This window comes from Clostridium sp. UBA7503 (assembly GCF_002477055.1).
GTDB lineage: Bacteria > Bacillota > Clostridia > Clostridiales > Clostridiaceae > Clostridium_J > Clostridium_J sulfidigenes.
The window spans coordinates 59,863-86,565 of the sequence record NZ_DLNT01000017.1 but is presented as its reverse complement, the minus strand read 5'-3'; the positions used below and the strand labels follow the sequence as shown (position 1 = coordinate 86,565).

At 29.7% G+C, this 26,703-nt stretch carries 25 protein-coding genes; all 25 read left to right on the top strand.

Translation table 11 applies throughout. The annotated features are described in order from the left end of the window. The first annotated feature begins 112 nt into the window (after positions 1 to 112). The 25 genes from B3630_RS04370 to pstA all read left to right on the top strand — a co-directional run bounded on the left by B3630_RS04370 (position 113) and on the right by pstA (position 26,689). Positions 113 to 376, top strand: coding sequence for a DUF1292 domain-containing protein (locus tag B3630_RS04370; RefSeq protein ID WP_346895840.1), 264 nt, complete (start codon positions 113 to 115; stop codon positions 374 to 376). Positions 377 to 415: 39 nt separating this feature from the next. Further along, a complete protein-coding gene (locus B3630_RS04365; RefSeq protein WP_035133257.1) occupies positions 416 to 859 on the top strand; it encodes a Fur family transcriptional regulator in 444 nt (147 codons plus the stop codon). Positions 860 to 1,035: 176 nt separating this feature from the next. Continuing rightward, entirely contained in the window at positions 1,036 to 2,703 is a 1,668-nt protein-coding gene (locus B3630_RS04360) for a ribonuclease J (protein ID WP_346895838.1), read from the top strand. A gap of 213 nt (positions 2,704 to 2,916) precedes the next feature. Further along, positions 2,917 to 4,740, top strand: a complete 1,824-nt coding sequence (gene typA, locus B3630_RS04355) for a translational GTPase TypA (protein ID WP_346895836.1) — start codon at positions 2,917 to 2,919, stop codon at positions 4,738 to 4,740. Positions 4,741 to 4,764: 24 nt separating this feature from the next. Further along, the gene (gene mltG, locus B3630_RS04350; RefSeq protein ID WP_346895834.1) at positions 4,765 to 5,748 is read left to right on the top strand and encodes an endolytic transglycosylase MltG; all 984 of its coding nucleotides are present in this window, start codon (positions 4,765 to 4,767) and stop codon (positions 5,746 to 5,748) included. Positions 5,749 to 5,915: 167 nt separating this feature from the next. Further along, positions 5,916 to 6,614 carry a class I SAM-dependent methyltransferase gene (locus B3630_RS04345; protein WP_150843621.1) on the top strand — a complete coding sequence of 233 codons (699 nt, stop codon included), beginning with the start codon at positions 5,916 to 5,918 and terminating at the stop codon, positions 6,612 to 6,614. Continuing rightward, entirely contained in the window at positions 6,565 to 7,791 is a 1,227-nt protein-coding gene (locus B3630_RS04340; RefSeq protein ID WP_346895832.1) for a U32 family peptidase, read from the top strand. Before B3630_RS04345 ends, B3630_RS04340 begins: the two co-directional genes overlap by 50 nt. After that, the gene (udk, locus tag B3630_RS04335) at positions 7,791 to 8,417 is read left to right on the top strand and encodes a uridine kinase (protein ID WP_346895830.1); all 627 of its coding nucleotides are present in this window, start codon (positions 7,791 to 7,793) and stop codon (positions 8,415 to 8,417) included. The genes B3630_RS04340 and udk overlap by 1 nt, the downstream gene beginning before the upstream one ends. A 90-nt stretch (positions 8,418 to 8,507) precedes the next feature. Then, positions 8,508 to 10,172 (top strand): penicillin-binding transpeptidase domain-containing protein, encoded by a 1,665-nt coding sequence (locus B3630_RS04330; RefSeq protein ID WP_346895828.1) that lies wholly within the window; start codon positions 8,508 to 8,510, stop codon positions 10,170 to 10,172. Between the two features lie 128 nt (positions 10,173 to 10,300). Then, positions 10,301 to 11,002, top strand: coding sequence for an RNA polymerase sporulation sigma factor SigK (gene sigK / locus B3630_RS04325; RefSeq protein WP_346895826.1), 702 nt, complete (start codon positions 10,301 to 10,303; stop codon positions 11,000 to 11,002). 274 nt (positions 11,003 to 11,276) lie between these two features. After that, entirely contained in the window at positions 11,277 to 12,275 is a 999-nt protein-coding gene (locus tag B3630_RS04320) for a type IV pilus twitching motility protein PilT (protein ID WP_346895824.1), read from the top strand. Positions 12,276 to 12,580: 305 nt separating this feature from the next. Then, entirely contained in the window at positions 12,581 to 13,840 is a 1,260-nt protein-coding gene (gene ftsA, locus B3630_RS04315; RefSeq protein WP_346895822.1) for a cell division protein FtsA, read from the top strand. After that, the gene (gene ftsZ, locus B3630_RS04310) at positions 13,837 to 14,949 is read left to right on the top strand and encodes a cell division protein FtsZ (protein ID WP_346895820.1); all 1,113 of its coding nucleotides are present in this window, start codon (positions 13,837 to 13,839) and stop codon (positions 14,947 to 14,949) included. The genes ftsA and ftsZ overlap by 4 nt, the downstream gene beginning before the upstream one ends. A gap of 314 nt (positions 14,950 to 15,263) precedes the next feature. Next, on the top strand, positions 15,264 to 16,067 hold the full coding sequence (spoIIGA, locus tag B3630_RS04305; protein WP_346895818.1) for a sigma-E processing peptidase SpoIIGA: 804 nt from the start codon (positions 15,264 to 15,266) through the stop codon (positions 16,065 to 16,067). Positions 16,068 to 16,108: 41 nt separating this feature from the next. Beyond that, entirely contained in the window at positions 16,109 to 16,819 is a 711-nt protein-coding gene (sigE, locus tag B3630_RS04300; RefSeq protein WP_346869567.1) for an RNA polymerase sporulation sigma factor SigE, read from the top strand. 73 nt (positions 16,820 to 16,892) lie between these two features. Further along, entirely contained in the window at positions 16,893 to 17,666 is a 774-nt protein-coding gene (gene sigG, locus B3630_RS04295; RefSeq protein ID WP_346869547.1) for an RNA polymerase sporulation sigma factor SigG, read from the top strand. Between the two features lie 509 nt (positions 17,667 to 18,175). Further along, positions 18,176 to 19,738 (top strand): ClC family H(+)/Cl(-) exchange transporter, encoded by a 1,563-nt coding sequence (locus B3630_RS04290; RefSeq protein ID WP_414632994.1) that lies wholly within the window; start codon positions 18,176 to 18,178, stop codon positions 19,736 to 19,738. A 90-nt stretch (positions 19,739 to 19,828) separates the two neighbouring features. After that, positions 19,829 to 20,086 carry a YlmC/YmxH family sporulation protein gene (locus B3630_RS04285; protein WP_346848320.1) on the top strand — a complete coding sequence of 86 codons (258 nt, stop codon included), beginning with the start codon at positions 19,829 to 19,831 and terminating at the stop codon, positions 20,084 to 20,086. A gap of 85 nt (positions 20,087 to 20,171) precedes the next feature. Next, positions 20,172 to 20,627, top strand: a complete 456-nt coding sequence (gene nrdR, locus B3630_RS04280; RefSeq protein WP_346895816.1) for a transcriptional regulator NrdR — start codon at positions 20,172 to 20,174, stop codon at positions 20,625 to 20,627. A 1-nt stretch (position 20,628) separates the two neighbouring features. Continuing rightward, entirely contained in the window at positions 20,629 to 21,363 is a 735-nt protein-coding gene (gene pgeF, locus B3630_RS04275; RefSeq protein ID WP_346895814.1) for a peptidoglycan editing factor PgeF, read from the top strand. Further along, positions 21,363 to 22,073 carry a response regulator transcription factor gene (locus B3630_RS04270; RefSeq protein ID WP_346895812.1) on the top strand — a complete coding sequence of 237 codons (711 nt, stop codon included), beginning with the start codon at positions 21,363 to 21,365 and terminating at the stop codon, positions 22,071 to 22,073. The genes pgeF and B3630_RS04270 overlap by 1 nt, the downstream gene beginning before the upstream one ends. Then, positions 22,063 to 23,796: a HAMP domain-containing sensor histidine kinase gene (locus B3630_RS04265; RefSeq protein ID WP_346895810.1), complete on the top strand. Its 1,734-nt coding sequence runs from the start codon at positions 22,063 to 22,065 to the stop codon at positions 23,794 to 23,796. The genes B3630_RS04270 and B3630_RS04265 overlap by 11 nt, the downstream gene beginning before the upstream one ends. 204 nt (positions 23,797 to 24,000) lie before the next feature. Further along, positions 24,001 to 24,870 carry a phosphate ABC transporter substrate-binding protein gene (locus B3630_RS04260; RefSeq protein WP_346895808.1) on the top strand — a complete coding sequence of 290 codons (870 nt, stop codon included), beginning with the start codon at positions 24,001 to 24,003 and terminating at the stop codon, positions 24,868 to 24,870. A gap of 84 nt (positions 24,871 to 24,954) precedes the next feature. Next, the gene (gene pstC / locus B3630_RS04255; RefSeq protein WP_346895806.1) at positions 24,955 to 25,863 is read left to right on the top strand and encodes a phosphate ABC transporter permease subunit PstC; all 909 of its coding nucleotides are present in this window, start codon (positions 24,955 to 24,957) and stop codon (positions 25,861 to 25,863) included. Between the two features lies 1 nt (position 25,864). Further along, the gene (pstA, locus tag B3630_RS04250; protein ID WP_346895804.1) at positions 25,865 to 26,689 is read left to right on the top strand and encodes a phosphate ABC transporter permease PstA; all 825 of its coding nucleotides are present in this window, start codon (positions 25,865 to 25,867) and stop codon (positions 26,687 to 26,689) included. Positions 26,690 to 26,703: the final 14 nt, after the last annotated feature.

The following is a 26,703-nucleotide window of genomic DNA, read 5'->3' as shown; positions in this document are numbered from 1 at the left end:
ACAAGATAGTATATAGTATAAATTTAAATAGGTACCTATATCTTACAGAATTATATTATAGATAATTTCTATATAGAAAAATACCACAAATGTGTAGAAGGAGGGAATTTTTATGGAAAATTTTTTAGAAAATATAACATTAACTGACGAAGAAGGTAATGACGTTGAGTTTGAAGTTATAACCAAGTTAGAAATAGAAGATACAGAGTATTTTATAGTAGCACCTATTGATGATGAAAATGAGGATGCTATCGCATTGAAGGTTCTTAAGGATGAAGATGGAGAAGAATACTTTGCAACAGTAGAGGATGAAAAAGAGTTTAACATGGTTAATGATGCTTTTGAAACTCTATATGATGAAGGCGTTATAGAATAAATATACTTCACCTAGTGGTGAAAGGAGTAGTGTTAATTTATGTCTAATGAGAAAATTGAAAATTTAAAACTTATTCTAAAAGAAAAGGGCTATAAATTGACACCTCAAAGAAGGTCTATACTTGATGAAATTATTAAAAATGAAGGTAGCCACTTAACCACAGAAGAAATATATGACTTAGTAAAGGTTAATTGTCCTGAAATTGGACTTGCAACTGTGTATAGAACTGTTCAGTTATTAGAAGAAATGGGAGTTCTATATAAACTTGATTTAGATGATGGATGCAGTAGATACGAACTTTGTGATGAAGATGAAAGTCATCAACATCATCATTTGATTTGTCAAAATTGTGGTAAAGTCATTGAGGTTGAAGGAGATCTTTTAGAGGAGTTAGAGCAGGGAATAGAAAAAAAGTATAACTTTAAAATAAAAAATCATAGTTTAAAGTTTTATGGAATTTGTGATAATTGTTCTTTACAATAATAACTTTATTATTAGTAGAGATGTTATATAAATCTATACTATATGATATTAAAATTTCTCTTGAAATTAAATATATATATGTGCAGATTAGATTAAGATGCTTAAAAACCTTATCTTTTATATTAATAAAGTTAGGCAGAGCATAAAGTAAATTATGTAGAAAAGGAGGGTAGGTTTTGAAAAAAGAAAAAGAAAAGATTAAAATAATTCCTTTAGGGGGATTAAATGAGATTGGTAAAAATCTAACAGCTATAGAATATAAGAATGATATAGTTGTTATTGATTGCGGATTGAAATTTCCAGATGATGAGATGTTGGGAATTGACGTAGTTATACCAGATGTTACTTATCTAGTTAAGAATCTTGATAGAGTAACTGGAATATTTTTAACCCATGCTCATGAAGATCATATTGGTGCCTTACCATATGTATTAAAGCAAATTAATGTTCCAGTTTATGGGACTAAACTCACACTGGGAATTGTGGAAAGTAAGTTAAGAGAGCATGCATTATTAGGAGTGGTTGACTTAAGAGAAGTTAAGCCGAAGGATATCATAAAGCTTACTAGTGTATCTGTAGAATTTATTAAAACAAATCACAGTATAGCAGATTCGGTAGCTATAGCTATACACACACCATTAGGGGTAGTACTTCATACTGGAGATTTTAAGATTGACTTTACACCTATAGATGGCAAGGTTACAGATTTAACTAGATTTGCAGAGCTAGGGAAAAAGGGAGTAACTGTACTTTTAGCGGATAGTACTAATGTGGAAAGACCAGGATATACTATGTCTGAAAGCATAGTTGGAGAAAGTTTCGAGAAAATTTTCCATGGCGCTAAGGGGAGGGTTATCGTTGCAACTTTTGCTTCTAATATTCATAGGGTTCAACAGATAATAACAGCAGCTAGAAAGTATAATAGAAAAGTTGCACTTTCTGGTAGAAGTATGGAAAATATAATCGCAGTTGCTATAGAACTTGGATATATCACTATAGAAGAAGATGCATTAATAAGTATAGATTCTATGGGGAAATATCGTGATGATGAAATAGTTATGATAACCACAGGGAGTCAAGGAGAACCTATGGCAGCTCTTTCAAGAATGGCAGCTTCTGAACATAAGAAGGTAAATATACAAAAGGGAGACCTAGTAATATTATCTGCATCGCCTATACCAGGAAATGAGAAATTGGTTTCTAAGGTAATAAACCAGTTGTTTAAACAAGGGGCAGAAGTAGTATATGAATCCTTAGCAGAAGTTCACGTATCAGGTCATGCATGCCAGGAAGAGTTAAAACTTATGCATTCTTTAGTAAAACCTAGATTCTTCATCCCAGTTCATGGTGAATATAGACATTTGAAACAACATGGTGAGCTAGCTGTTAAGTTAGGTTTGATGGAGAAAAATGTATATATAGGAGAAAATGGAGATCTTATTGAAGTAAGTAGAACATCTATAAGAAAAGCGGGTACGGTAGCTTCAGGGCAAGTTTTCGTAGATGGCCTTGGAGTTGGAGATGTAGGAAATATTGTTCTAAGGGATAGGAAACATCTATCACAAGATGGTATTCTAACTGTTGTAGTTACAATGGGTAAAGATACTGGAAGTGTTATTGCAGGTCCAGATATAATTTCAAGAGGCTTTGTCTATGTTAGAGAATCTGAGGATTTAATGGAAAAGGCTAGAGTGGTAGTTAAAGAGGCTCTTGCACATTGTGAAGAAAAACACATTACGGAATGGCCTACTATAAAAGCATCAATTAGAGAAGCTCTTAGAGAGTACCTTTATGAAAAGACTAAGAGAAGACCAATGATTTTACCTATAATTATGGAAGTTTAGAAGGCTTCATTTTTCATTAGTTGCTATAAGTTAAGATTACACAAATAGTAATTAATGATAAATCTATTCTGTATTGGGATTTAATAATGTTTTAATAACATTGACTTTTTATCCACATAATATTAGAATTGAAATAGTTAATTTAAATTGGATACTTAAGTATCCAATTTTATTTTGTAGTTTATTATTAAAATAAAATTTTGGAGGAAAAATATGAATTTATATACAAGAGAAGATATAAGAAACATCGCTATAATAGCTCACGTTGACCATGGTAAGACAACTTTAGTGGATGCGCTTTTAAAGCAGAGTAAAGTATTTAGAGAAAATGAAGTAATGCAAGAGAGAGTTATGGATTCAAATGATTTAGAGAGAGAAAGAGGAATAACTATTCTTTCAAAAAATACTGCAGTAATGTATAATGGAGTTAAAATAAACATTATAGATACTCCAGGCCATGCTGATTTTGGTGGAGAAGTTGAGCGTGTACTTAAAATGGTAGATAGTGTTTTACTTGTAGTAGATGCTTATGAAGGAGCTATGCCACAAACTAAGTTCGTTCTAAAGAAGGCCCTTGAACTTGGATTAGATCCAATGGTTGTTATCAATAAAATTGATAGAAAAGATGCAAGACCAGAGGCAGTTATAGATGAGATCTTTGACTTATTTGTAGAATTAGGTGCTACAGATGAGCAATTAGATTTTAAAATAATATATGCATCTGCTAGAGATGGAGTTGCTGTATCAGAACTTGAAGATGAAGCTGTAGATATGGTTCCATTATTCGAAGCAATTATTGAAACTGTACACCCACCAAAAGGTTACATAGACGAGCCATTACAAATGCTAGTAACATCAATAGATTACAACGAGTATGTTGGTAAAATTGGAATAGGTAAGATTGAAAGAGGAACCATTAAAAAGAATCAAACCGTAGCTCAAATGTCAAAGGATGGAGCAAAGAAAAATGTAAAAGTATCAAATGTTTATACTTACGATGGATTAAAAAGAGTTGAAGTAGAAGAAGCTAAACTTGGTGATATTATAGCTATATCAGGAATTCCTGGTATAAATATTGGAGAAACAATAGCAGATGCTACAAACCCAGAAGCATTGCCATTTGTTGATATTGATGAGCCAACTCTTAGTATGAACTTTATAGTTAATAACTCGCCATTCGCAGGTCAAGATGGAGATTTTGTTACATCTAGACACTTAAGGGATAGACTTATGAAAGAACTTGAAACTAATGTAAGTTTAAGAGTTGAAGAAACTGATTCAGCAGACTCATTTAAAGTTAGTGGAAGAGGAGAACTTCATCTTTCAATTCTTATTGAAACTATGAGAAGAGAAGGTTATGAATTCCAAGTATCTAAGCCATCTGTTATATACAAACATGAAAATGGAGAACTTTTAGAGCCTATGGAAAACTTAACAATGGACGTACCAGAAGAGTATATGGGAGTTGTTATGGAAAAGATGGGTCCAAGAAAAGCAGAGATGGTTAACATGACTAGTGCTGTCAATGGATATACTAGGCTTGAATTTAAAGTTCCATCAAGAGGAATAATTGGATTAAGAAATGAGTTTATGACTGAAACTAGAGGAAATGGAATAATGAACCATGTTTTAATAGGTTATGAAAAATACAAAGGTGATATTATAGAGAGAAATAGAGGATCGCTAGTTGTGTTTGAATCTGGAGAATCTATTGGATACGGATTATTCAATGCACAAGAAAGAGGAAGATTATTTATAGGACCAGGTGTTCCAGTATATCAAGGAATGGTTTGTGGAGAATGTTCAAGAAATGAAGATATAGAAGTTAATGTATGTAAGAAGAAACATCTTTCAAATACAAGATCTTCAGGATCAGATGATGCACTTAAATTAATACCAGTACCTAATATGTCATTAGAGCAATGCATAGAATTTATAGCTTCTGATGAGCTTGTAGAGGTTACTCCAAAAACTATAAGATTAAGAAAGAAAATACTAGATCCAACCTTAAGAAAGAGAGCAGCATTAAGGAAATAATATTTCCGTTCATGGGGGTGTAATATGAAGAAAATTGTAGGTATAATTGTAATAGTGTTAATAGCAATATTAACAGTCAGTGGTTTTTATTACAATTATGCGACAAAGTCTCCATTAAAAGGTGAGGAAGTCACCGTAGTTGTAAATGAAGGGGATTCTCTTTACAACATATTAGATAGGTTAGATAATCAAGGTTTTATAAAAAGCAAAACATTGATGAAGATTTATATGAAGTTGCATAATACTTCAGCAGAACTTGTACCAGGAACATTTAAGTTATCAGGTAATTTAAGCTTTCAGGAGATAATTGCTGTTTTAGAGAATAAAAATAATGAAGGCTCTATATCTGTAACTATTCCAGAAGGATATGATATAGAAAAAATGGCTATATTATTTGAGGAAAAAGGATTATTTACTAAGGATGAGTTCTTAAAAGCTATAAAGCAATATGCAGCTCCTGATTATATTCCAGCAAAGGAAGGAAGGAGATATGATTTAGAAGGATTTTTATTTCCTGATACATATTTCTTTAATCCAGGAGTTAAACCTAATGAAGTTATAGCTACTATGAATAATGCTTTTAATTCTAAAATTAATAGTATTATTCCTGAAGGAACTAATATTTACGATATAATAACTATAGCTTCTCTTATTGAAAATGAAACTAGAGTAGATGAAGAGAGACCATTAGTTTCCTCAGTTATATACAATAGGTTAAAAAAGGAAATGAAGCTACAGATTGATGCTACAGTTATTTATGCTTTAGGTGAGCATGTAGATACTGTTTTAAATAAACATTTAGAGGTAGATTCACCTTATAATACTTATAAAAATCATGGATTGCCATTGGGGCCTATATCTAGTCCAGGAATATCATCAATTTTAGCATCAGCTAAGCCTAAAAGTACTGATTATTTATTTTACGTTTTAGAAAAAGATAAAACACATCATTATTTTACTGATAATGATGTAGACTTTATGAATAAGTTAAAAGAATTAGGATACTAAGATATTAAAATTGAATACAAAGTTGTAAGCTCAATAATTTTGAGCTTATAACTTTGTATTATAAAATTATTATATTCTTAATAGTAAATATATATTATATAGATAAGAGATTTTAAATAGAGTATATAAATAATGATTAAATTATATAGGATTATATGGAGGAAGAAATGAGCGGTATTACATATGATTATATGGAAAAGTACTTAAGAGGTCTCATAGGAGATTCTAAAGGGATGTTAAAAGAGTTAGAAGATTTTGCGGAAGAAAATGCAGTACCTATAGTTCAAAAGGAAACTGCTAGATTAATAGAGTTTATGATTAATTTAAAAAAACCTAAAAAGATACTTGAGCTTGGTACAGCAATAGGATACTCCTCCATTTTAATGTCCTTAGCATCGGAAAATAATGTTACTATAACTACCATTGAAAGAGATGAGAAAATGGTAACCATAGCAACTGAAAATATAAAAAAAGCAGGTTTAGATGAAAAGATATCAATAATACAAGGTGATTGTTTGGAAATCCTTGAAGGATTAGATGATGAGTATGATCTGATTTTTATGGATGCAGGTAAAGGTCATTATAGTGAATTTTTACCTCATTGCATAAGAATGTTATCAAAGGATGGAATAATTATATCAGATAATGTATTGTTTAGAGGTATGGTTGCATGTAAAGACTTGATGATAAGAAGAAAAATTACTATAGTAAAAAGAATGAAGAAATATATGGAAACAATCTCAAAGGATGAAAATTTACTTACAACAGTAATACCAATGGGAGATGGTATAGCACTGACAGTTAGGAGGAATGAAAATGAAAACACCGGAACTATTAGCTCCAGCAGGGAACTTGGAGAAGCTTAAAGCAGCAATAAATTTTGGAGCAGATGCAGTATATCTAGGTGGTAGCAAGTTAAACCTTAGGGCCTTTGCAGATAATTTTAGCAATGAAGAATTATTAGAAGGTATAGAATTTGCTCATTCAAAAGGTAAAAAAGTATATGTAACTTTAAATGTATTTCCACATAATGATGATTTGGATGGTTTAGAAGATTATCTGAAAGAATTATATGAAGCGAGAGTAGATGCAATTATAGTATCAGATCCTGGTATAATTATGATGGCTAGAGAAACAGTACCAAATATGGAGTTACATTTAAGTACTCAAGCAAATACTGTTAACTGGAAGACTTGTGAGTTTTGGCATAAGATGGGGGTAAAAAGAGTTGTTTTAGCCAGAGAGCTGTCCCTTGAAGAAATAAAAAAGGTACAAGAGAAAATACCTGAAACTATGGATTTAGAGATATTTGTTCATGGTTCTATGTGTATGGCATATTCAGGAAGATGTCTTATATCTAACTATATGGTAGGGCGAGATTCCAATAGAGGGTCTTGTGCACAACCATGTAGATATAAATATCATCTAGTAGAGGAAAAACGTGAAGGAGAATATTATCCTATCATGGAAGATGATAAGGGAACATATATAATGAACTCTAAGGATTTGTGTATGATTGAGCATATTCCAGAACTTATGGAAACTGGAGCACTGTCATTTAAAATAGAGGGTAGAATGAAGAGTACTTACTATGTGGCAAGTGTTGTTAAAGCTTATAGAGAAGCTATAGATGAATATATGAAATCCCCAGAAGACTATAAGTTTAATCCAAGATGGTTAGAAGACTTAAATAAACCTAGTCATAGACAATACTATACTGGATTCTATTTAAATGAAGAAAATAAACAAGTTCAAGATAGTTCAGCATATGTCAGAAATTATGACATTATAGGTATAGTTAAGGATTATAATAAAGGAACAGGAATAGTTACAATTGAGCATAGAAATAAAGTAGTTGAAGGAGCCCAAGTAGAGGTTTTAAGACCAATAGGAGAGAATAAGCAAGTTGTTCTTAGAGACCTTCATGATGAAAAAGGAAATAAAATTGAATCAGCACCTAGTTCAAAAATGATATATACTGCTAAAGTTGATGAAGAATTAGAAGAAAATGATATTATAATAAAGGCTAAGGAGGAAGTTTGATGAAACGTCCAGTTATAATAGGAATAACAGGTGGAACTGGTTCAGGAAAAAGTACTATAGCGAAGGAAATATGCAAAAGTTTTGATGGAAATTGCATAGCTATGATAGAACAGGATTGTTATTATAAGGACCAAAGCCATTTAACTATGAAGGACAGAGTAAAGACAAACTATGATCATCCATATGCCTTCGATACAGCCTTATTAGTAAATCATTTAAAATCTTTAATTGATGGTAAAGCTATAGAGAAGCCTCAGTATGATTTTGAGGTGCATAATAGAAAAAAAGAAACTATACTAGTTGAACCAAGAGAAATAGTAATAGTAGAAGGAATACTTGTTCTTGAGGATGAATCTCTTAGAGACATGTTAGATATAAAAATATATGTAGATACTGATGCGGATGTAAGATTCATAAGAAGACTAGTAAGAGATATTAATGAAAGAGGAAGAACTGTAGATTCGGTAATAACCCAATACTTAACTGTAGTTAAGCAGATGCATGAACAATTTACAGAGAATACTAAGAAGTATGCAGATATTATTATACCAGAAGGTGGACATAATAAAGTAGCTATAGAAGTTATTAAAGGAAATATCCACCAGATATTAGCAAGACAAGAGTAATTATTACATAGGTCAGTATAAACAAGTTTCAAAAATTTGGTATTAAACACCTTTCTTTAGTCAAAGATTATACTAAGGGAGGTGTTTTTATTGTTTCAAAAAAGTAATAAAGGGAAGGTAGCAAAGAGAAATTATTACCTATTATCCATTATGATATTAATGTTTATAGGATTAATTATTAGATTTATCCATATTCAATTAATGCAGGGTGCTACACTTTCAGTGTCTGCTAATGAGCAATATTACTATGAAGAAGATATAAATAATATTAACTTTAAGTTGCTTGATCGAAATGACAATAACCTTTTTGAAAGTACATTAAAATATTATGTAGTGATAGATCCATTAACTTTTTATACATTAAACGAGGAAGCAGCTTTTATTTCAATGAAAAATGTATCTTATATACTGCGAAGTTTTAATAGAGATTATGATATTTCTTTATTACAATATGAAATTGAAAATGGAAATAAACAATATGAAATTGATAAAGAGTGCTATGAAAAGTTAAAAAATATAGAAGATGTAAGAGGAATGTATATATACGAATATACTGAATATAAAAAGTATAATGATTGGAATATAAAGAATATACTAGCTAGTGGAGTAAAATATTCTGATAATTCAAAGCTGAAAGATGAGGGAACCTTAGAAAGAGAAATATATGAATATATTAAGAATAATAAAAAAGAGCAATTAAAGCTTGAAAAGGATGTTAGTGGTAATATTGTTAAAAAAGTATTTAGCGACATAAAAGGTAATAATAATGTAGTTACAACCCTAGATTATCATATTCAAAAAAAAGTAGAAGAGATTCTAAAAAGTAAAAATTATGAAGAATACGGCCAAATTGGAGCAGTATTAATGGAAAGTAGCACCGGGGATATATTATCAATGGCACAGAAAAATGATAATATATCTAATGTAAATATCGGAATACCTAGTGGAAATGGTTTTTTACTTGGTTCTACCTTTAAAACTATACTATATGAAGCAGCTTTAGAAAATCAACTAATAGGAAGAGATGAAAAGTTCTATTTAAAGGGGATTTTCCCCAAAAGCATTGAAAAGCTAGGTGCATATAATATGGAGCAAGCATACATAGCATCTTCTAATGATACTTTTGCTCAGATTGGATGGAAGGTTGGAATGGATAGAATATATGAATTATCTAATAGATTAGGATTATTCAACAAGACGCTAAATCTTCAAGATGAGAAAAGTGGAACTATAGAAGGATATAAGGTAGAACACAACTTAGATATTATTACTAATACATCTATAGGACAAACGGTGAGAACTACACCTCTAGCAGCATTATCCATTCCTAATACAGTAGTTAATGGTGGTAAATATATCAAACCTAAAATTATAAATAAAATAATAAGTGAAGAAGGCAAAATTTTAAAGAAGTATGAAAGTGAATCTATAGAGATATTCAGTGAAAGTACTGCTAATATAATTAAAGAAGGTATGATAGGTGTAGTAAATGATGAGCTTGGTACAGGAAGCAATTCTAAAATAGATAATATAGAAATTGGTGGCAAAACTGGAACTACTGAATATTTGAATAAAGATAAAAAGTGTTCTGATGGGTGGTTTGCAGGTTTTTTCAAATATGATAACAAGTATTATTCAATGGTTATATATTTACCACAGATAGAAGAAAAAAGCGGTAGTAGTCAAGTTGCATGTTCTGTATTTAAGGATATAGTAGAAAATTTAATTAAGAGTGATATTATGAAATTGAATTAAAGTTAGATTTTACATTATATAATATACCTAAAATTTAAAATTTTTCTTTGAAATAAATATTACCATATAGTCACTTTTCCTCTAAAGTAAACATATTATAATAATAAGCACTATTAGGGGGAGCATAAATGTTTTGCTTGAGTTGGTTATTGAATGTAATTAGCGAATATGCCTTACTTACAGGATATGTTTCAGGAAATAACTCTTTTCCACAGCCACTTACAGAAGTAGAAGAAAAAGAATATTTACAGAGATTAAAAGATGGAGATCCTGAAGCAAAAGGTGTCTTAGTTGAAAGAAATCTAAGATTAGTAGCACACATAGTAAAAAAATATTCATTTCCGGGGAAAGAAGTGGATGATTTAATATCAATTGGAACAGTAGGATTAATTAAGGCAATAGATTCATTTGATATGGATAAGGGAACTAGGTTAGCAACTTATGCTGCAAGATGTATAGAAAATGAGATTCTTATGCTCATTAGAAACAATAAGAAAATTAGAAGTGAAGTATATTTGCAAGATCCTATAGGTCTAGACAAAGAAGGAAATGAAATATCTCTTATGGACATATTAAGTAGTGATAAAGATTCCATTTTGGAGGTAGTGGAAAATAAGATACAAGTGAAAAAATTATATTGTATACTGGAAACATGTCTTCAAGAAAGAGAGAGAAGAATAATAGAAATGAGGTACGGGTTAATAGATGGGAAACCAAAAACTCAAAGAGAGATAGCTTCAATATTAGGTATTTCAAGATCCTATGTATCTAGAATAGAAAAAAGAGCATTGAAGAAACTACTTAAGGAGTTAAATTATGGAGAAAGCTAATAATATATATTAATTAAATATTTACTATATAATTATATTTATATTATAAAAGGTATTGATATGTATTGATTCATATATGTTTATAAATCAATACATATCTTTTTTTTTAGAAACTTTAACTAATGTTAAAGAATTATATAAATATAAATATATTTAATACGAATATATAGATTGATATATTAATTAAAATTATAGTAAACTTAATGTAAATTAGATAATTATAAATATAACAATGTGGGTGGAAATGTATTTTATTATATGTAAGGAGATAAAAATGGAACTAAAGGAACTTTTAAAATATGTTATTGAAAATCAAGGTTCAGATTTGCATCTGTCTGTAGGAGCACCTCCTATTCTACGAAAAAATGGAGAATTAATAAATGTAATAGAAGAAGTTTTATCTGAAGAAATAGTTAAGAAATACAGTAAGGAAATCCTTGGAGAAGATTACTTTATATATAATGAAACAGGGGAGAGAGATATGCTATATACCCTACCAGATGTAGGCAGATATAGGGTTAATGTGTATAAAGAAAGAAGTTTTGATGCTATTGCGATTAGAGTAATACCAGTAAAAGTTCCAACTCTAGAAGATTTAAATATGCCTACAATTATAAAGGAATTTACAAATAAAAAGGATGGCTTAATTCTTATAACTGGTCCAACTGGAAGTGGTAAGAGTACTACTATGGCAGCTATGATAAATGAGATAAATTCAAATAAAAAAAACCATATTGTAACTTTGGAGGATCCTATAGAGTATTTACATAATCATAAGAAATCTCTAATTAATCAACGGGAAATAGGAATGGATACGGAAAGCTATGATAGTGGGTTAAGGGCCATACTTAGAGAAGATCCAGATGTAATTTTAGTTGGAGAAATAAGAGATTTAGAAACTATGTCAGCAGTACTTCTAGCAGCGGAAACAGGACACCTAGTAATTTCTACATTACATACTATAAGTGCTTACAAAACAATTGATAGAATCTTAAATTATTTTCCGTCAGAACAGCAATTAAGGATAAGAAGTCAGCTTTCTACGGTGTTAAAAGGTATAATATGTCAAAGATTATTTAAGAAGGTAGATGGTATTGGAAGAATTGCAGCTCTTGAAGTAATGGTTAATACCCCAGCAGTTCAAAATTTAATTAGAGAAGGGAAAATACATCAAATACCATCAACTATGGAAACTTCATCAAAATATGGTATGCAGACTATGGAAATGGCTATAAGTAAAATTATCAGATATATTGATAAAGAAGAACTATAAAAAGAGTTCTTTGTTTCTTCGAAAACCTATAATATCAATGGTATAGGGAATTTAACTATTGTGTTTTTTTTAATTAAGTTTTATACTATAGATAGAATATAAATGATTAAATGGCGTAGTTATAATATATTGGGATAATTTTGTTATTTACCTGTATATGGTAGTAAGGTATTATAGAGAATAGGCATTGTATAAATATATTCTAAAAATATTCTACTATTTTGAAGGAATTTCATTTTTCATGTTGAATATACCTTTGTACACTGTAAACTTCTTAGGGAGTAGAATGTGGGAGGAATATGTATATGAATAATTACATTGTTGGAATAGATATAAGTTCTTCAAAGGTATGTGGAGTAGTTGGAAGATTAGACCAAGAAAACAAAATACAAATTATGGGAATTACTACTTCAGATTATGAGGGAGCTAAGGATAATGTAATGTTGGATGAAGAGGATATTTCTTGTATTTTACGCAATGTAGTAGAGCGTTTAAAGGAAATTGTAAATTCACCATTAGAAGAAGCATACTTATCTGTACCAATTTCTTTATGTGAAATCGTAAAGACTAAAGGTGTTTTGTCTTTCCCAGAAATGAAAGAAATTAGCAAAGAGGATATATTAAATGTAGGAGAAGTTGCAAAGTTTTGTGTTGGCAAGGAGCAAGAAATTGTCCAAGTTGATATTGAAGAATACATAGTTGATTCTATGAAGAATATTACTAATCCATTAGGAATGAAAGGGAAGGTGCTAGAATCAGAAGGCAACGCATTTATACTAAGTAAAAAATATGTTGATGGATATAAAAAATGTTTAAAAGAAACTGGAATCGAGATAAAGGGATGGGTAGTTAATGCCATAGGTATAAGCAAGGATATAATTGAAGATCTTGAACTTGCTAAAGGTGTAGCAATTATCGATATTGGAAGTTCTAATATGGAAATTACAGTTTTTAAAAATAATAGATTCTTAGATTACTTTTCAGTACCCTTAGGTGGTAATAATATTACAAATGATATTTCTATTTGTCTAAAGTTATCATTACAAGATAGTGAAAGATTAAAATTTAAATGTAATACTTTATTGAAAGATAATTCAACTGAAAATCATAAAGTAAAGATTAACACTAGTGGAAATAGTATAGGGGAAATTAATTATGAAATGTTAGTAGATATAATAGGTGAAAGAGTTAAAGAACTACTTGAAATAATAAATAAGCGCATTGAAGAAGAGAAATTAAGTGATCAAATTGGTAGTTTCGTAATTGTTGGAGGTGGAATATCTTTATTCAGAGATATTACGACTATAGCTTCAGAAATATTAGGAAAGCCAGTTAGAATAGGTGTTCCAAATTATGTTGGAGCAGCAAACCCAATATATTCAACAGCTACAGGAATCATAAGAGATGTTTTAAGCAAAGAAGAAATATTTAATAAAGAGAAAAGTTCCTGTGAAAGTTGTAATGAAAAGTTGAGTAGTAGCAGTAATAGAAGTAAAGAAAATAAGTTTATAACAAGACTAAAAGGAATTCTAAAGAGTTTCTCTAATGAGGAGGTAATAAAGTGATTGATTTCGATGTTCAAAATGATGATTTATGTAAAATTAAAGTTGTAGGTTGTGGTGGCGGTGGAAACAACGCTGTAAATAGAATGATTGAAGAAGGACTTAAAAATGTTGAATTCATAGGTATTAATACAGATAAACAAGCATTAGTTTTATCTAAGGCTGAGTTTAAAATTCAATTAGGAGACAAGCTTACTAGAGGCTTAGGTGCAGGTGCAAATCCTGAAATAGGAAGAAAAGCAGCAGAAGAAAGTAAGGAAGAAATAATTGAAGCATTAAAAGGTGCAGATATGGTATTTGTTACTTGTGGAATGGGTGGAGGAACTGGTACAGGAGCTGCACCAGTAGTAGCAGAAATAGCTAAATCTATGGGGATTTTAACTGTAGGTGTTGTAACTAAACCTTTCCCTTTTGAAGGAAGAAAAAGAATGATTCATGCAGAAGCTGGAATTAAGGCTTTAAAGGAATCAGTTGATACATTAGTAACAATTCCAAATGAAAGATTATTATCTCTTGTGGATAAAAAAACTACTCTTGTAGAATCTTTTAGAAAAGCAGATGATGTTTTAAAACAAGGTGTACAAGGTATTTCTGACTTAATAACTATACCAGGATTAATTAACTTGGACTTTGCAGATATAAGCACTATTATGGTTAATAAAGGACTTGCTCATATGGGAGTAGGTGTTGGAACTGGCGATAATAGAGCACAAGATGCTGCAAGAGAAGCAATAGCAAGTCCACTTTTAGAAACTTCAATTATAGGAGCAACTGGAGTGCTTTTAAATGTTACTGGGGGGGCTGATTTGTCTTTATTAGAAATTAATGAAGCTGCACAAATAGTACAGGAGGAAGCTGATCCAGATGCAAATATTATATTTGGAGCTGTAATTGATGAGAGCTTAAATGATGAGATAAGAATAACAGTTATTGCTACTGGATTTGATTGTGAAAAAGTTAAAATGGAAAGTGGAGTAAGTTTTGATACTATTAAAAGTCAAGGTTCTAAATCAGAAGTAGCAGCAACTCAATCAAACGATACTGCTACATCTTCAAAAGATGAAAGTGAAGACTTTACAGTTCCTACATGGCTAAGAAAAAGCATGAGATAATATAAGATTATTATGTATTTTATTAAGAGGCTATTGCAAAATGATTAAAAATCATTTTGCAATAGCCTCTTCTTATTTAAATTTTAAAAGTTCCATGCAAAGGGTGAAATGTAACTAAATGTATTACATTCCCCTTTTTATTATTTCAAGGACTTTTGTTTAATTTACACAGTTTATTTTTGAACGGATACTTAATTTAAAAAAAAAATCGTAAAATGACATAATTTTCTAGTAATAATATGAAATTTTACCATATGATTTTACAAATTTTACATTAAGTAACCTATATAATAATCTTTAAGGGGGTAAATAAAATGGTAGTGTACTTAGATATGCTTTTGTTAGAAAATTTTTTAGTGAATTTATTTTTACTAACAATAACTATGCAAACTATAAAAAAGAAGGTTTCAATGGGTAGGTTAATTCTAAGTTCAGCTATTGGTACTTCATATGTTTTTGCTATAGTTATTCCTAAACTACAGTTTTTTACATCTACGCCCTTTAAAATATTAGTAGCTCTACTGATGATGATAATATCTATTAAAGGTAAATGTATGGGTGAAGTATTAAAAGCTACTGGAATATTTATATTGTATTCTGTACTTCTTGCAGGAATGTCTTTTTATATAGCAATAAAAGATAATCCATCTTTATCATCAAGTGCTATGATATATAATTTTTCCTATAAAAACCTTATATTGTCTTTAATGATTATTTATATGTTAATTTATAAGTTGACTGTATATGTAAAAGATAGACGCTCATTAACTAATTATGTATATACTACTGAAATATGTGTTGATAATGTGAAGACTATAATCAAAGCCTTTCTAGATACAGGTAATGAACTTAGAGAACCAGCAACAAATTTGCCTGTAATAATTGTAGAAAAGAAGTTTTTTAAAGATTTAAATTTAAAGAACCATAGCATATATAACATTCCTTACTCTGTGGTAAGTGGATATAATGGAAAACTTATTGGAATTAGACCAGATAGTGTGAAGATAAACATTAATGGAGATATAAAAGAAGAAAGTTTGATATTGGCATTTTGTGATAATAAGCTTAGCAAACATAGTGATTATAATGGACTTTTACCAAGGGGGATTATAGAATAGGAGGAATTTTTATGAATAAGATATCAAAGAAAATTTTAGAAATGAGAAATGGGTTGCAGGGCATACTAAGTAGATTTTTAAGTAAGTTTAAAGGCTTTGCAAAATCAATTTACTACATAGGGGGAAATGATGCATTACCACCACCATTGACTAAAGAAGAAGAGGAAGTATTGGTAGAAAACCTAGAAATGGGAGATGAAAGCATAAGATCCATATTAATTGAACGTAACTTAAGATTGGTAGTTTATATAGCAAGAAAATTTGAAAATACAGGAGTAAATGTAGAGGATTTAATATCAGTAGGGACTATAGGACTTATAAAAGCCGTAAACACCTTTGCGCCAGAAAAGAAGATTAAATTAGCAACCTATTCTTCTAGATGTATAGAAAATGAAATACTTATGTATCTAAGGAGAAATAATAAGATAAAAACAGAAATATCTTTTTATGAGCCATTAAATATTGATTGGGATGGAAACGAGCTGTTATTATCGGATATATTAGGAACTGATAGTAATGTAGTATATAACTATATAGAAGAAGAAGTAGATAAGCAACTTCTTGGAATTGCAATGGATAAATTAAATAGTAGGGAGAAAGAAATAATAGAGTTGAGATTTGGACTAAATGGAATTACAGAAAAAACCCAGAAGGAAGTTGCGGATATGCTTGGTATATCTCAATCCTACATTTCTAGACTGGAAAAAAGAATAATTAAGAGACTTAAAAAAGAAATTAATAAAATGTTATAAGGTTGTCTTTAGTATAAAAAAACTACATCAGGAAATAATTTTAATGTAATTATTCTGAAGGGAATGAGACCTTATGATGATTAATAAAGTAGAAATTTGTGGAGTGAATACTTCGAAACTACCTGTATTAAAAGAGAAGGAAATGAGAGAACTACTAATCAAGATAAAGCAAGGTGATAAGGGCTGTAGAGAGGATTTTATAAAAGGAAATCTAAGGTTAGTGTTAAGTGTAATTCAAAGATTTAATAACAGAGGGGAAAATGTAGATGACTTATTTCAAGTAGGTTGCATAGGTTTAATGAAGGCTATTGACAATTTTGATTTAAGTCAAAATGTTAGATTTTCCACTTATGCAGTACCGATGATAATTGGAGAAATTAGAAGATACCTTCGGGATAATAACTCTATTAGAGTAAGTAGATCTTTAAGAGATATTGCTTATAAGGCATTACAAGTGAGAGATAAGCTTGTTAACAAAGATAATAAGGAACCAACTATCTCTCAAATTGCAAAAGAACTAGAAATACCTAAAGAAGAGATAGTATTTGCACTAGATGCAATTCAAGATCCCATTTCATTATTTGAACCTATTTACCATGATGGTGGAGATGCCATATTTGTTATGGATCAAATTAGTGATAGCAAGAATTTAGATGATGGATGGCTTGAAAATATATCAATAAAAGAAGGTATGAAGAAGCTTACAGATAGGGAAAAACTAATCTTAAACTTAAGATTTTTTCAAGGAAGAACCCAAATGGAGGTTGCTGATGAAATTGGAATATCTCAAGCTCAGGTTTCAAGATTGGAAAAGACAGCACTTAAACATATGAGGAAACACGTGTAATATACTTATTTACAGGTAGGTAGCTTAATTTAGAATTAAAACTAGTTGCAATAGTTTATGTAATGAAATTATATTATATTAAAATTTACATTGCAATGAAGTTAAAATTTAAAATTTATGACTCAGCAAAAAGGAGCCTTGGCTCCTTTTTGTTTTATAAGATATTATAGATTTAGAATATGTGGATAATTTGATACGAGCCTTTGTATTAAAATAAATATTTATATCTTATACAATATATTGAATAGGTAAGCTTAAAATTATGAAAATTTCAAATTGAATAAAATTTGATTAAAAGATAGTTGTTCTGTTAAACTATTTTTAGGAGAGATATTATTTAACTTATGTGTTAAAATTTTTTGAATTTATCATATTGATAGATAAAAATAGGGCTTTTATAATTTGTTTGCAAAATAAGTTGTGATAGGATAAATTATTTGAGAAGATTTTAGTAATTCTTAAATATTAGATAAAGTTAAGTATATATTTAAAATTGAGGTGATGGAACAGTGGAAGGCGAAAGAATAAAGGAAATGATGATTCAGAGAAAAAATATGAAGTATAGGTTAGTTTTTCAAGGAATTATTGTAGGATTAGTAACAGGGGGAGTAATAGTACTTAATAGGATACTAATAAATAAATTCTCGATACTTTTTAATAATTTTTATTCATGGGGAAATAAGGATTTATTAAAAGCGATTTTAGTTATTGGAATTTTAGCAACTATTGGAATAATAGTAGGAATCATGGTTAAACAGGAAGGCATGATTTCAGGAAGCGGTATTCCTCAAGTAAAAGGACGAGTTATAAATAAATTAAAAATGAATTGGTCTAGAATATTAATATATAAGTTTATTGGAGGATTTTTAGCTTTGTCAGCTGGACTTTCTGTTGGTAGAGAAGGTCCTTCGGTTCAAATTGGAGCTTCAATAGGTGAAGGAGTTGGAGAAAAAAATTATAAAAACATGCCAGTTAAAAAGGAATTTTTAATAACAGCTGGAGCATCGGCAGGTTTGTCTGCTGCTTTTAATTCACCTTTATCTGGAATAATTTTTGCATTAGAAGAAATTCATAGAAATTTTTCTCCGTTAGTATTATTGACGGTTATGCCGGCGGCTATAACTGCAGATTTTGTTACAAAAAGATTTTTAGGCATTGAGCCAGCTTTAACTGTGGGTGCAATGGATGCATTGCCATTAAGTTATTATTGGATTTTAATTATATTAGGTATTTTAACAGGAATAATGGGAGTTATATTTTCAAAAGGAATATACTTATTTCAAGATTTATATTCTAAATTTAAAAATATACCTCAAGAAGTAAAAATAATGATCCCTTTTGTACTAACAGCAATTATTGGATTGACAGCACCTATGTTATTAGGTGGAGGTCATGAGCTGATATTACATTTAGCATTAGAAGAAAAATCAATCTTATTTTTAACAATAATATACATAATTAAGTTTTTATTACTTTTAATTTGTTTTGGCTCTGGGGTACCAGGTGGGATATTCTTACCAATGTTATTGTTAGGAGCAATTATAGGAGCCATAGTTGGAAGTTTTTCAATAGATGTTTTTGGAATAAACAGTTCATATATTATTAACTTTATAGCTTTAGGTATGGCAGGATATTTTGCATCTGTAGTCAAAGCTCCTATAACAGGAATTGTGCTTATAATGGAAATGACAGGTTCCTTTAATCATTTGTTGTCTTTATCAGTAGTAGTTATAATTTCATACATTACTTCAGAGTTGTTAAGAAATGAACCAATTTATGAAGTGCTATTAGAAAGATTGCTAAAAAGGGTTGGATTAACTAAAGAGGAAAGTGATAGTAAAAAGACCATATTAGAATTTTGCATTGAAATGGGAAGTATAGGTGAAGGGAAATTTATAAGTGAAGTTCATTGGCCGAAGGGATGTCTTCTTGTCTCTATAAAAAGAGGAGAAAAAGAAATAATACCCACAGGTAATGTAAAATTAATAGGTGGAGATTATATAGTTGTTTTAGTAAATGTAGATAGACGATGTTTTATAATAGAAGAAATAAATAAACTTACTTTAGTATAAAAAGGAGAGCCTAGGCTCTTTTTTTATGTTCTATATTATTTTAAAGAGAATATAGATTAAATGATATAAAATTTAAGGAGGGAATTTTTTATGGAAACTTCAATGTTTGCGATAAATAGTTTGAAAACTATGGAGATAATAGATATTAACACAGGTACTAAACTTGGGTATATAAAAGATTTTAAAGTTAATTGTGAAGAATATAAATTAGAAGCTATAATACTTCCAACACAGAAATCTGGATGGTTTTCAAAAAATGAAGATATAGAATTGCCTTGGGAGAGAATCAAAAAAATTGGAGTAGATGTTATTTTAGTGGATGGAGAGGGAATTGTTGAAAATAATTAGGAGAAAATAATTAATTATATACAAATAGTGAATACTTTGTGTATAATCGTAGTATAAACAGAAAAACTTAGAGGATGTGATTATCGTGAAGTGTCCTTATTGCAATGGAGAAGAAAGTAAGGTTGTAGACTCTAGAGCAACAGAAGATGATGGTGCAATTAGACGTAGAAGAGAATGTCTTAGCTGCAATAAAAGATATACTACCTATGAAAAAATAGAGGATATACAAATATTTGTTATAAAAAGAAATTTAACTAGAGAGTTATTTAATAGGGATAAAATCGTAAGTGGTGTTATAAGAGCCTGTGAGAAAAGACCTGTATCAAGATTAGAGATAGAAAACTTAGTAAATTCTATTGAAAAAAGACTTAATAATACCATGACTAGTGAAATAAAATCCGAGGAAATAGGAGAATTAATATTGGAGAAATTAAGGTATATGGATGAAGTTGCTTATATAAGATTTGCATCTGTATATAGAAAGTTTGATGATATTAATAGTTTTATAGAAGAGATAAAGGGTTTAAGTGGTGATAATTAATATGAGATCATATAATATAGAAAATAATGAATTTCTAACCTATGATTTATGTGATATGACTATTGGATTTTCTACAGCAAAAAATAATTTAAACTTTAATAAAGCATTTAATGAAGGAAAGTCTAGTTTAAATAATTTAAAAAAGTGGTTTAAAGTAAATCATGTCGTATATTTAAATCAAGTTCATGGAACCAAAGTATTTTCTTACGAAGAAAATATGGATATAGTAAATTATGATGGAGATGGTATTGTAACAAAAGAGAAAGACGTTGCTATTGGAGTATTTACAGCGGATTGTGTACCAATAATTTTAATAGATACTAAAACTAAAGTAATAGCAGCCATTCATAGTGGTTGGAAAGGAACTTTGAATAATATAGTTTCTCAAGGAATTAAAGTTATGAAGAAAAATTATGGGTGTGATCATAACTATATTAAAGCTTTTATAGGACCCCATAATAAAAGCTGTTGCTATGAGGTAAGTCAGGAGCTTATAGATGATTTCAGAGATTGTGATTTATTTAAAAATCAACAGATTAGTTATGGTAGAAATTTAGATTTACAAAAGTGTGTAGAGATACAGTTAATGAATGAAGGTATCAAAAATAATAATATAGTGTGTTTAAATTTATGTACATACTGTAGCAGAGATAAAAAGTTATATTCATATAGAAAAGAAGAAGAATCTCATGGTAGGTTATTTTCATTTGTATTTATCCATGAGTTTAAGGAGTGATGTTTATGGAGAAAACAATATTAGTAGTTGATGATGAGGCACATATTCAGGAACTAATTAAATTTAATTTAACTAAGAATGGATTCAAGGTTATAACTGCTGATAATGGAATTGATGCGTTAAAACTAGCTGAAGATGAAAAACCAGATTTAATATTTTTAGACCTTATGTTGCCGGGGATAGATGGATTAGAAGTATGCAAGGCTATTAGAAAAAATTCATATATAGAGTCTACACCAATAATTATGATTACAGCAAAAGGTGAGGAATTAGACAAGATTTTAGGCTTAGAGTTAGGAGCAGATGATTATATAACAAAACCATTTTCGGTGAGGGAACTAGTAGCTAGAGCTAAAGCTATATTAAGAAGAACTAGTTTTAAACAAGAAGATAATAGCTTTAAATTTGGAGATATAAGTATAGATTATCAAAAACATGAAGTATATAAAGGAAAAGAAAAAATAGAACTTACATTAAAAGAGTTTGAACTTTTAGAAATACTGATAAAAAACAAAGGAAAAGTTATGACAAGAGATTTTCTTTTAGATAAGATATGGGGCTACGAATATGTAGGAGAAACTAGAACTGTAGATGTTCATGTGAGACATTTAAGACAAAAGATAGAAGATAATGATAAAAATCCAATTTATATTCAAACTATTAGAGGTATAGGATATAAATTTAATTCTGGGGAAAGTTATGAAAGATAATTCACAAAGAACTATGAAAAAAAGGCTAATGCTAAGTGTTTTTGCAGCATTAGTTTTTGTACTAGGATTTTTAACTACAGTATTTTATACAATAGTTACCTATGAAAGTGAAGAAAGTTATAAAAAACAATTAAATGTTTATGCTTATTTAATAAGTGAGCAGTTACACAACATTGATCAGGTGAGTTTTTCTAATATAGTAGATAAAATGAAAAATCTGAATATTAGAATTACTATTATAAATAGCAATGGAACTGCCCAATTTGATTCTTTAGGGAATGTGGAAAAATTAATAAATTATAATTATGAAGATGAAGTTATCATGGCTAAATCTAAAGGAGACGGTACTACTACTAGATATAGTGATAGGGAAGGAACTTATGTTATTTACTATGCTGTAGCTATAGAAGATGGAATAGTAGTTAGAGTTTCAACCCCTGTAAAAGCAACGCATAAATTAAATGGTACATATATGGTATGGTATGGTAGTGCTATAATTATAATGATTTTTATATCTCTTTGGATTGCTAATAAGTTATCCTATATAATTGTTAAACCAATTAGGGATTTAGATATTATTACTTCCATGATGACTAATGGAAATTTAAGTAGAAGAATTAAAATTACCACCAATGATGAGCTTGGGAAGTTAGCTTTAAACTTTAATCATATGGCAGATAGGCTTGAAAGTAGCTTACATGAGGTAAGTGAAAAGCAAAATAGACTTTCAGCTATTCTTCAAAGCATGGAAAGTGGCGTAATTGCTATAGATAATAGTCATAATATAATAATGATAAACAACTATGCAAAGAAAATTTTTAATATTAAAGAAGATGTAGTAGGCAATCCAGTTGAAAATATATGCAAAGAAGTCAATTTAAAGTTTATATTCTCTATGAGAGATAGAGATATTAAAGAGTTTAAGTTAAGTGCTCCTACTATAAAATTTCTTAGAGTTAGAACCGCAGATATTATAGTTCACAATCATCAACATATTGGGGCAGTAGCAGTAATACAAGACATTTCGGACTTGAAAAAGTTAGAAAATATGAGAACCGAATTTGTGGCTAATGTATCCCATGAACTTAAAACTCCTCTTACATCTATAAGGGGTTTTGCCGAAACTTTAAAAGAGGTAGATGATGATGAGACTAAGAAAAAATTTTTAACTATAATAAACGAAGAAGCAGAAAGACTTACCACACTTATATCAGATATATTATTGTTATCGCAGATTGAACATAAGCAAGAATTTAAGAAAGAAGTATTTAATGTAAATAAAGCTATAGAGGATGTATTTTATTTAATGAAGAATACTGGTGAACAAAAGCAGGTACATGTAAGTATAGTAGGAGATGAGATACCTAATATTTTAGGAGATAAGGATAAATTTAAACAAATGCTTATAAATCTAGTAGATAATGCGATAAAATATAGTGAAGCATTTGATACAGTAGTAATAACAAAGATAATTTATGACACTTACTTTAAAGTTATTGTAGAAGATAGTGGTATGGGAATTGCAAAAGAGTATATACCAAGACTTTTCGAAAGATTTTATAGGGTCGATAAAGCTAGGTCTAGGGCAAAAGGTGGGACAGGATTAGGTCTTGCTATAGTTAAACATATAATTATTGGTTTTAATGGTAGTATAGATGTAGAAAGTACTTTAGGCGTTGGTACAAAATTTGTTATTACAATTCCATATCATATAGAAAAATAGAAATATTAAGATAATAAATTCATAAAAGACTAGAGAGAAAATTCTCTAGTCTTTTTCACGTTTGAAATACAAAGAACTTGTTTATGTTAAGTATTATTAACCTAAGTAAAGTTTTTTTAATATATGTATAATAATAGCTTAACTAATGAAGAATATAATCAATATTGTAAGATAAATAAAAAAACAAATTGGAGGGGAATTTAAATGAAAAAGAAGTCAATAAAAATATTAATAGCAGGAATAGTTGCAACAATGACCATGGGATTATTAGTAGGTTGTGGCGGAAAGGATACTTCCAATTCAAATAATAGCGGTAATAATACTAGTGATAATACAACAAAAGCTATAACTATCAAAATATCAGGTTCAACTTCTGTAGGGCCATTAATGGAAAAGGAAGCTGAGAGTTACAAAGGTGAAAATCCAAATATTGCTGTAGAGGTTCAACAAATAGGATCTTCAGCAGGAATAAAAAATGCTATAGAAGGTATTAGTGAAATAGGTATGGCTTCTCGTGAACTAAAAGCTGAAGAAAAATCAGAGCTTGCTGAAACGGTAATTGCTTATGATGGAATAGCTCTAGTAGTTCATCCATCAAATACAGCACAAAACTTAACTATGAAACAAATAAAGGACATATATACAGGGGCTGTAACTAACTGGAAGGAAGTTGGTGGAAGTGATGCTCCAATAGTAGTAGTTTCAAGGGAAGATGGTTCAGGAACAAGAGATGCTTTCCAAGAAATTGTAGGATATACTTCAGAAGAGTTGGAGAAAAATGCAACTATAGCAGAGGGTAATGGAAGTGTTAAGACTACAGTTTCAACAAATGAAAATGCAATAGGATATATTTCTTTTGAACAATTAGATGATTCAATTAAGGATTTGAAAGTAGAGGGAATTGAAGCAACACCTGAAAAAGTATTAAGCAAAGAGTATAAATTATCAAGACCTTTCTTAGTAGTATATAAAGAAGATAAATTAACAAAGGATGGAAAACAATTTATTGATTATATTTTAAGTGAAAAAGGTCAAGGTATTGTTGAAGAAGCTGGTGGAATAAAAGTAAAATAGATAATTTGTATGCCACAATGGGTATAGACCTTTAAGAAAAAATTATCTTGAAGGTCTATTGAATTTAAATTGGAGGTCAAATATATGTCAGTGAAATTAGTTAAGACAGAAAAACCCCTCAAACTTAAGGGGATAAAATATATCATTGATGGTATATCAGAGAATGTTTTTAAAGTATGTGCGTTAATAGCAGTAATTAGTTTAATTTTAATAATAGGTTTTGTATTTTATAAGGGCTTGGCACCATTTATATCTAAAGGATATTCCTTTGGAGAATTTTTACTAGGAACAGAGTGGGTACCTAGCTCAGAAAAGTATGGAATTCTTCCTATGATAATTGCTTCTATATATGGAACCATAGGTTCTCTTGTTGTAGGGGTACCCATAGGAATATTGACAGCTATTTTTATTGTTGAAATAGCACCTAAATCAGTAGCTAAGATAATGTCTCAGGGAGTGGAATTATTAGCAGGAATTCCTTCTGTATTATTTGGAGTCTTTGCCCTTGGAATAATAGTACCAGCTATTCAAAGTAAATTATCCCTTCCTAAAGGACAAAGTTTACTTGCCATTATAATAGTTCTTTCAGTAATGATGCTACCAACTATTATTTCAGTGGCAGAAACAGCTATAAGATCAGTACCCAAACAATATAAAGAGGCATCTTTAGCTTTAGGTGCATCTAAAATTGAAACTATATTTAAAGTAATTTTACCATCAGCTAAGTCTGGAGTTTTAACAGCTATAGTACTAGGAATGGGAAGAGCAATAGGAGAAACCATGGCAGTAATCTTAGTTGCTGGGAATAGTCCCATAATACCAAATAATATAACAGATAGTGTAAGACCTCTCACTACTAATATAGCATTGGAAATGGGATATGCATTTGGAACACATCAAGAAATGCTTTTTGCAACAGGGGTAGTATTATTTTCTTTCATTCTATTATTAAACTTTGTAATAGCTAAAATATCAGAAAAGGCGGGTAATTAATATGAGAAAAATAAAAGACAATATATTAAAAACTATTTTATGGTTATCTGCAGCTATTACAGCGCTAATTATTACTATTATAGTAGGATATATATTTAAAAAAGGTTTTGGACTTGTAGATTTTAACTTTATTTTTGGAGATTATTCTCCCATAAATGGTGGTGGTATATTCCCGATGATTGTTACTACATTGTTAACAGTAATATTATCTTTATTAATATCAATTCCTATAGGGATTTGTGGAGCTATATATTTACAAGAGTATGCAAAACAAGGAAGAGGAGTTAAATTAATTAGGTTTGCAACAGAAAGTCTTGCAGGCATACCATCTATAATATATGGACTATTTGGAACAGTATTCTTTGTATCTACTCTTAAATTGCAATTTTCAATTGTATCAGGCTCTTTAACATTAGCTATTATTGTACTACCTGTAATTATAAGAACCACAGAAGAAGCTTTAAAGGCAGTTCCTCAAAGTTATAAAGAAGGTGCAGTAGCTTTAGGTTCAACTAAGTTTGAAGTTTTATACAAAATAGTAGTTCCTAGTTCAATGCCAGGAATTTTATCAGGAATAATATTATCTATTGGAAGAATTATAGGAGAATCAGCGGCAATTCTTTTAACAGCTGGTACAGTAGCTACAATGCCGAAAAACCTTATGTCTAGTGGTAGAACTCTTACTGTACATGCTTATCTAGTTACTAAGGAAGCCGGAAATATAGAGCTAGCTTCTGCAATTGGGGTTATACTAATATTTATAATTTTAGCTTTAAGCTTGATAGCCAAGGGAATCACAAAAAAAATAAATAAAGAAAAATTTTAATCATTAGAATGCAA

Bases quoted from the DNA above. Each gene is read 5' to 3' on its own strand.
- udk (WP_346895830.1), top strand. From the start codon at position 7,791: ATGAAACGTCCAGTTATAATAGGAATAACAGGTGGAACTGGTTCAGGA.
- mltG (WP_346895834.1), top strand. From the start codon at position 4,765: ATGAAGAAAATTGTAGGTATAATTGTAATAGTGTTAATAGCAATATTA.
- ftsA (WP_346895822.1), top strand. From the start codon at position 12,581: ATGAATAATTACATTGTTGGAATAGATATAAGTTCTTCAAAGGTATGT.
- B3630_RS04340 (WP_346895832.1), top strand. From the start codon at position 6,565: ATGAAAACACCGGAACTATTAGCTCCAGCAGGGAACTTGGAGAAGCTT.
- typA (WP_346895836.1), top strand. From the start codon at position 2,917: ATGAATTTATATACAAGAGAAGATATAAGAAACATCGCTATAATAGCT.
- spoIIGA (WP_346895818.1), top strand. From the start codon at position 15,264: ATGGTAGTGTACTTAGATATGCTTTTGTTAGAAAATTTTTTAGTGAAT.
- pstC (WP_346895806.1), top strand. From the start codon at position 24,955: ATGTCAGTGAAATTAGTTAAGACAGAAAAACCCCTCAAACTTAAGGGG.
- B3630_RS04285 (WP_346848320.1), top strand. From the start codon at position 19,829: ATGGAAACTTCAATGTTTGCGATAAATAGTTTGAAAACTATGGAGATA.
- sigK (WP_346895826.1), top strand. From the start codon at position 10,301: ATGTTTTGCTTGAGTTGGTTATTGAATGTAATTAGCGAATATGCCTTA.
- B3630_RS04370 (WP_346895840.1), top strand. From the start codon at position 113: ATGGAAAATTTTTTAGAAAATATAACATTAACTGACGAAGAAGGTAAT.
- B3630_RS04365 (WP_035133257.1), top strand. From the start codon at position 416: ATGTCTAATGAGAAAATTGAAAATTTAAAACTTATTCTAAAAGAAAAG.
- B3630_RS04265 (WP_346895810.1), top strand. From the start codon at position 22,063: ATGAAAGATAATTCACAAAGAACTATGAAAAAAAGGCTAATGCTAAGT.
- pgeF (WP_346895814.1), top strand. From the start codon at position 20,629: ATGAGATCATATAATATAGAAAATAATGAATTTCTAACCTATGATTTA.
- sigE (WP_346869567.1), top strand. From the start codon at position 16,109: ATGAGAAATGGGTTGCAGGGCATACTAAGTAGATTTTTAAGTAAGTTT.
- B3630_RS04260 (WP_346895808.1), top strand. From the start codon at position 24,001: ATGAAAAAGAAGTCAATAAAAATATTAATAGCAGGAATAGTTGCAACA.
- sigG (WP_346869547.1), top strand. From the start codon at position 16,893: ATGATGATTAATAAAGTAGAAATTTGTGGAGTGAATACTTCGAAACTA.
- pstA (WP_346895804.1), top strand. From the start codon at position 25,865: ATGAGAAAAATAAAAGACAATATATTAAAAACTATTTTATGGTTATCT.
- B3630_RS04270 (WP_346895812.1), top strand. From the start codon at position 21,363: ATGTTTATGGAGAAAACAATATTAGTAGTTGATGATGAGGCACATATT.
- B3630_RS04345 (WP_150843621.1), top strand. From the start codon at position 5,916: ATGAGCGGTATTACATATGATTATATGGAAAAGTACTTAAGAGGTCTC.
- B3630_RS04320 (WP_346895824.1), top strand. From the start codon at position 11,277: ATGGAACTAAAGGAACTTTTAAAATATGTTATTGAAAATCAAGGTTCA.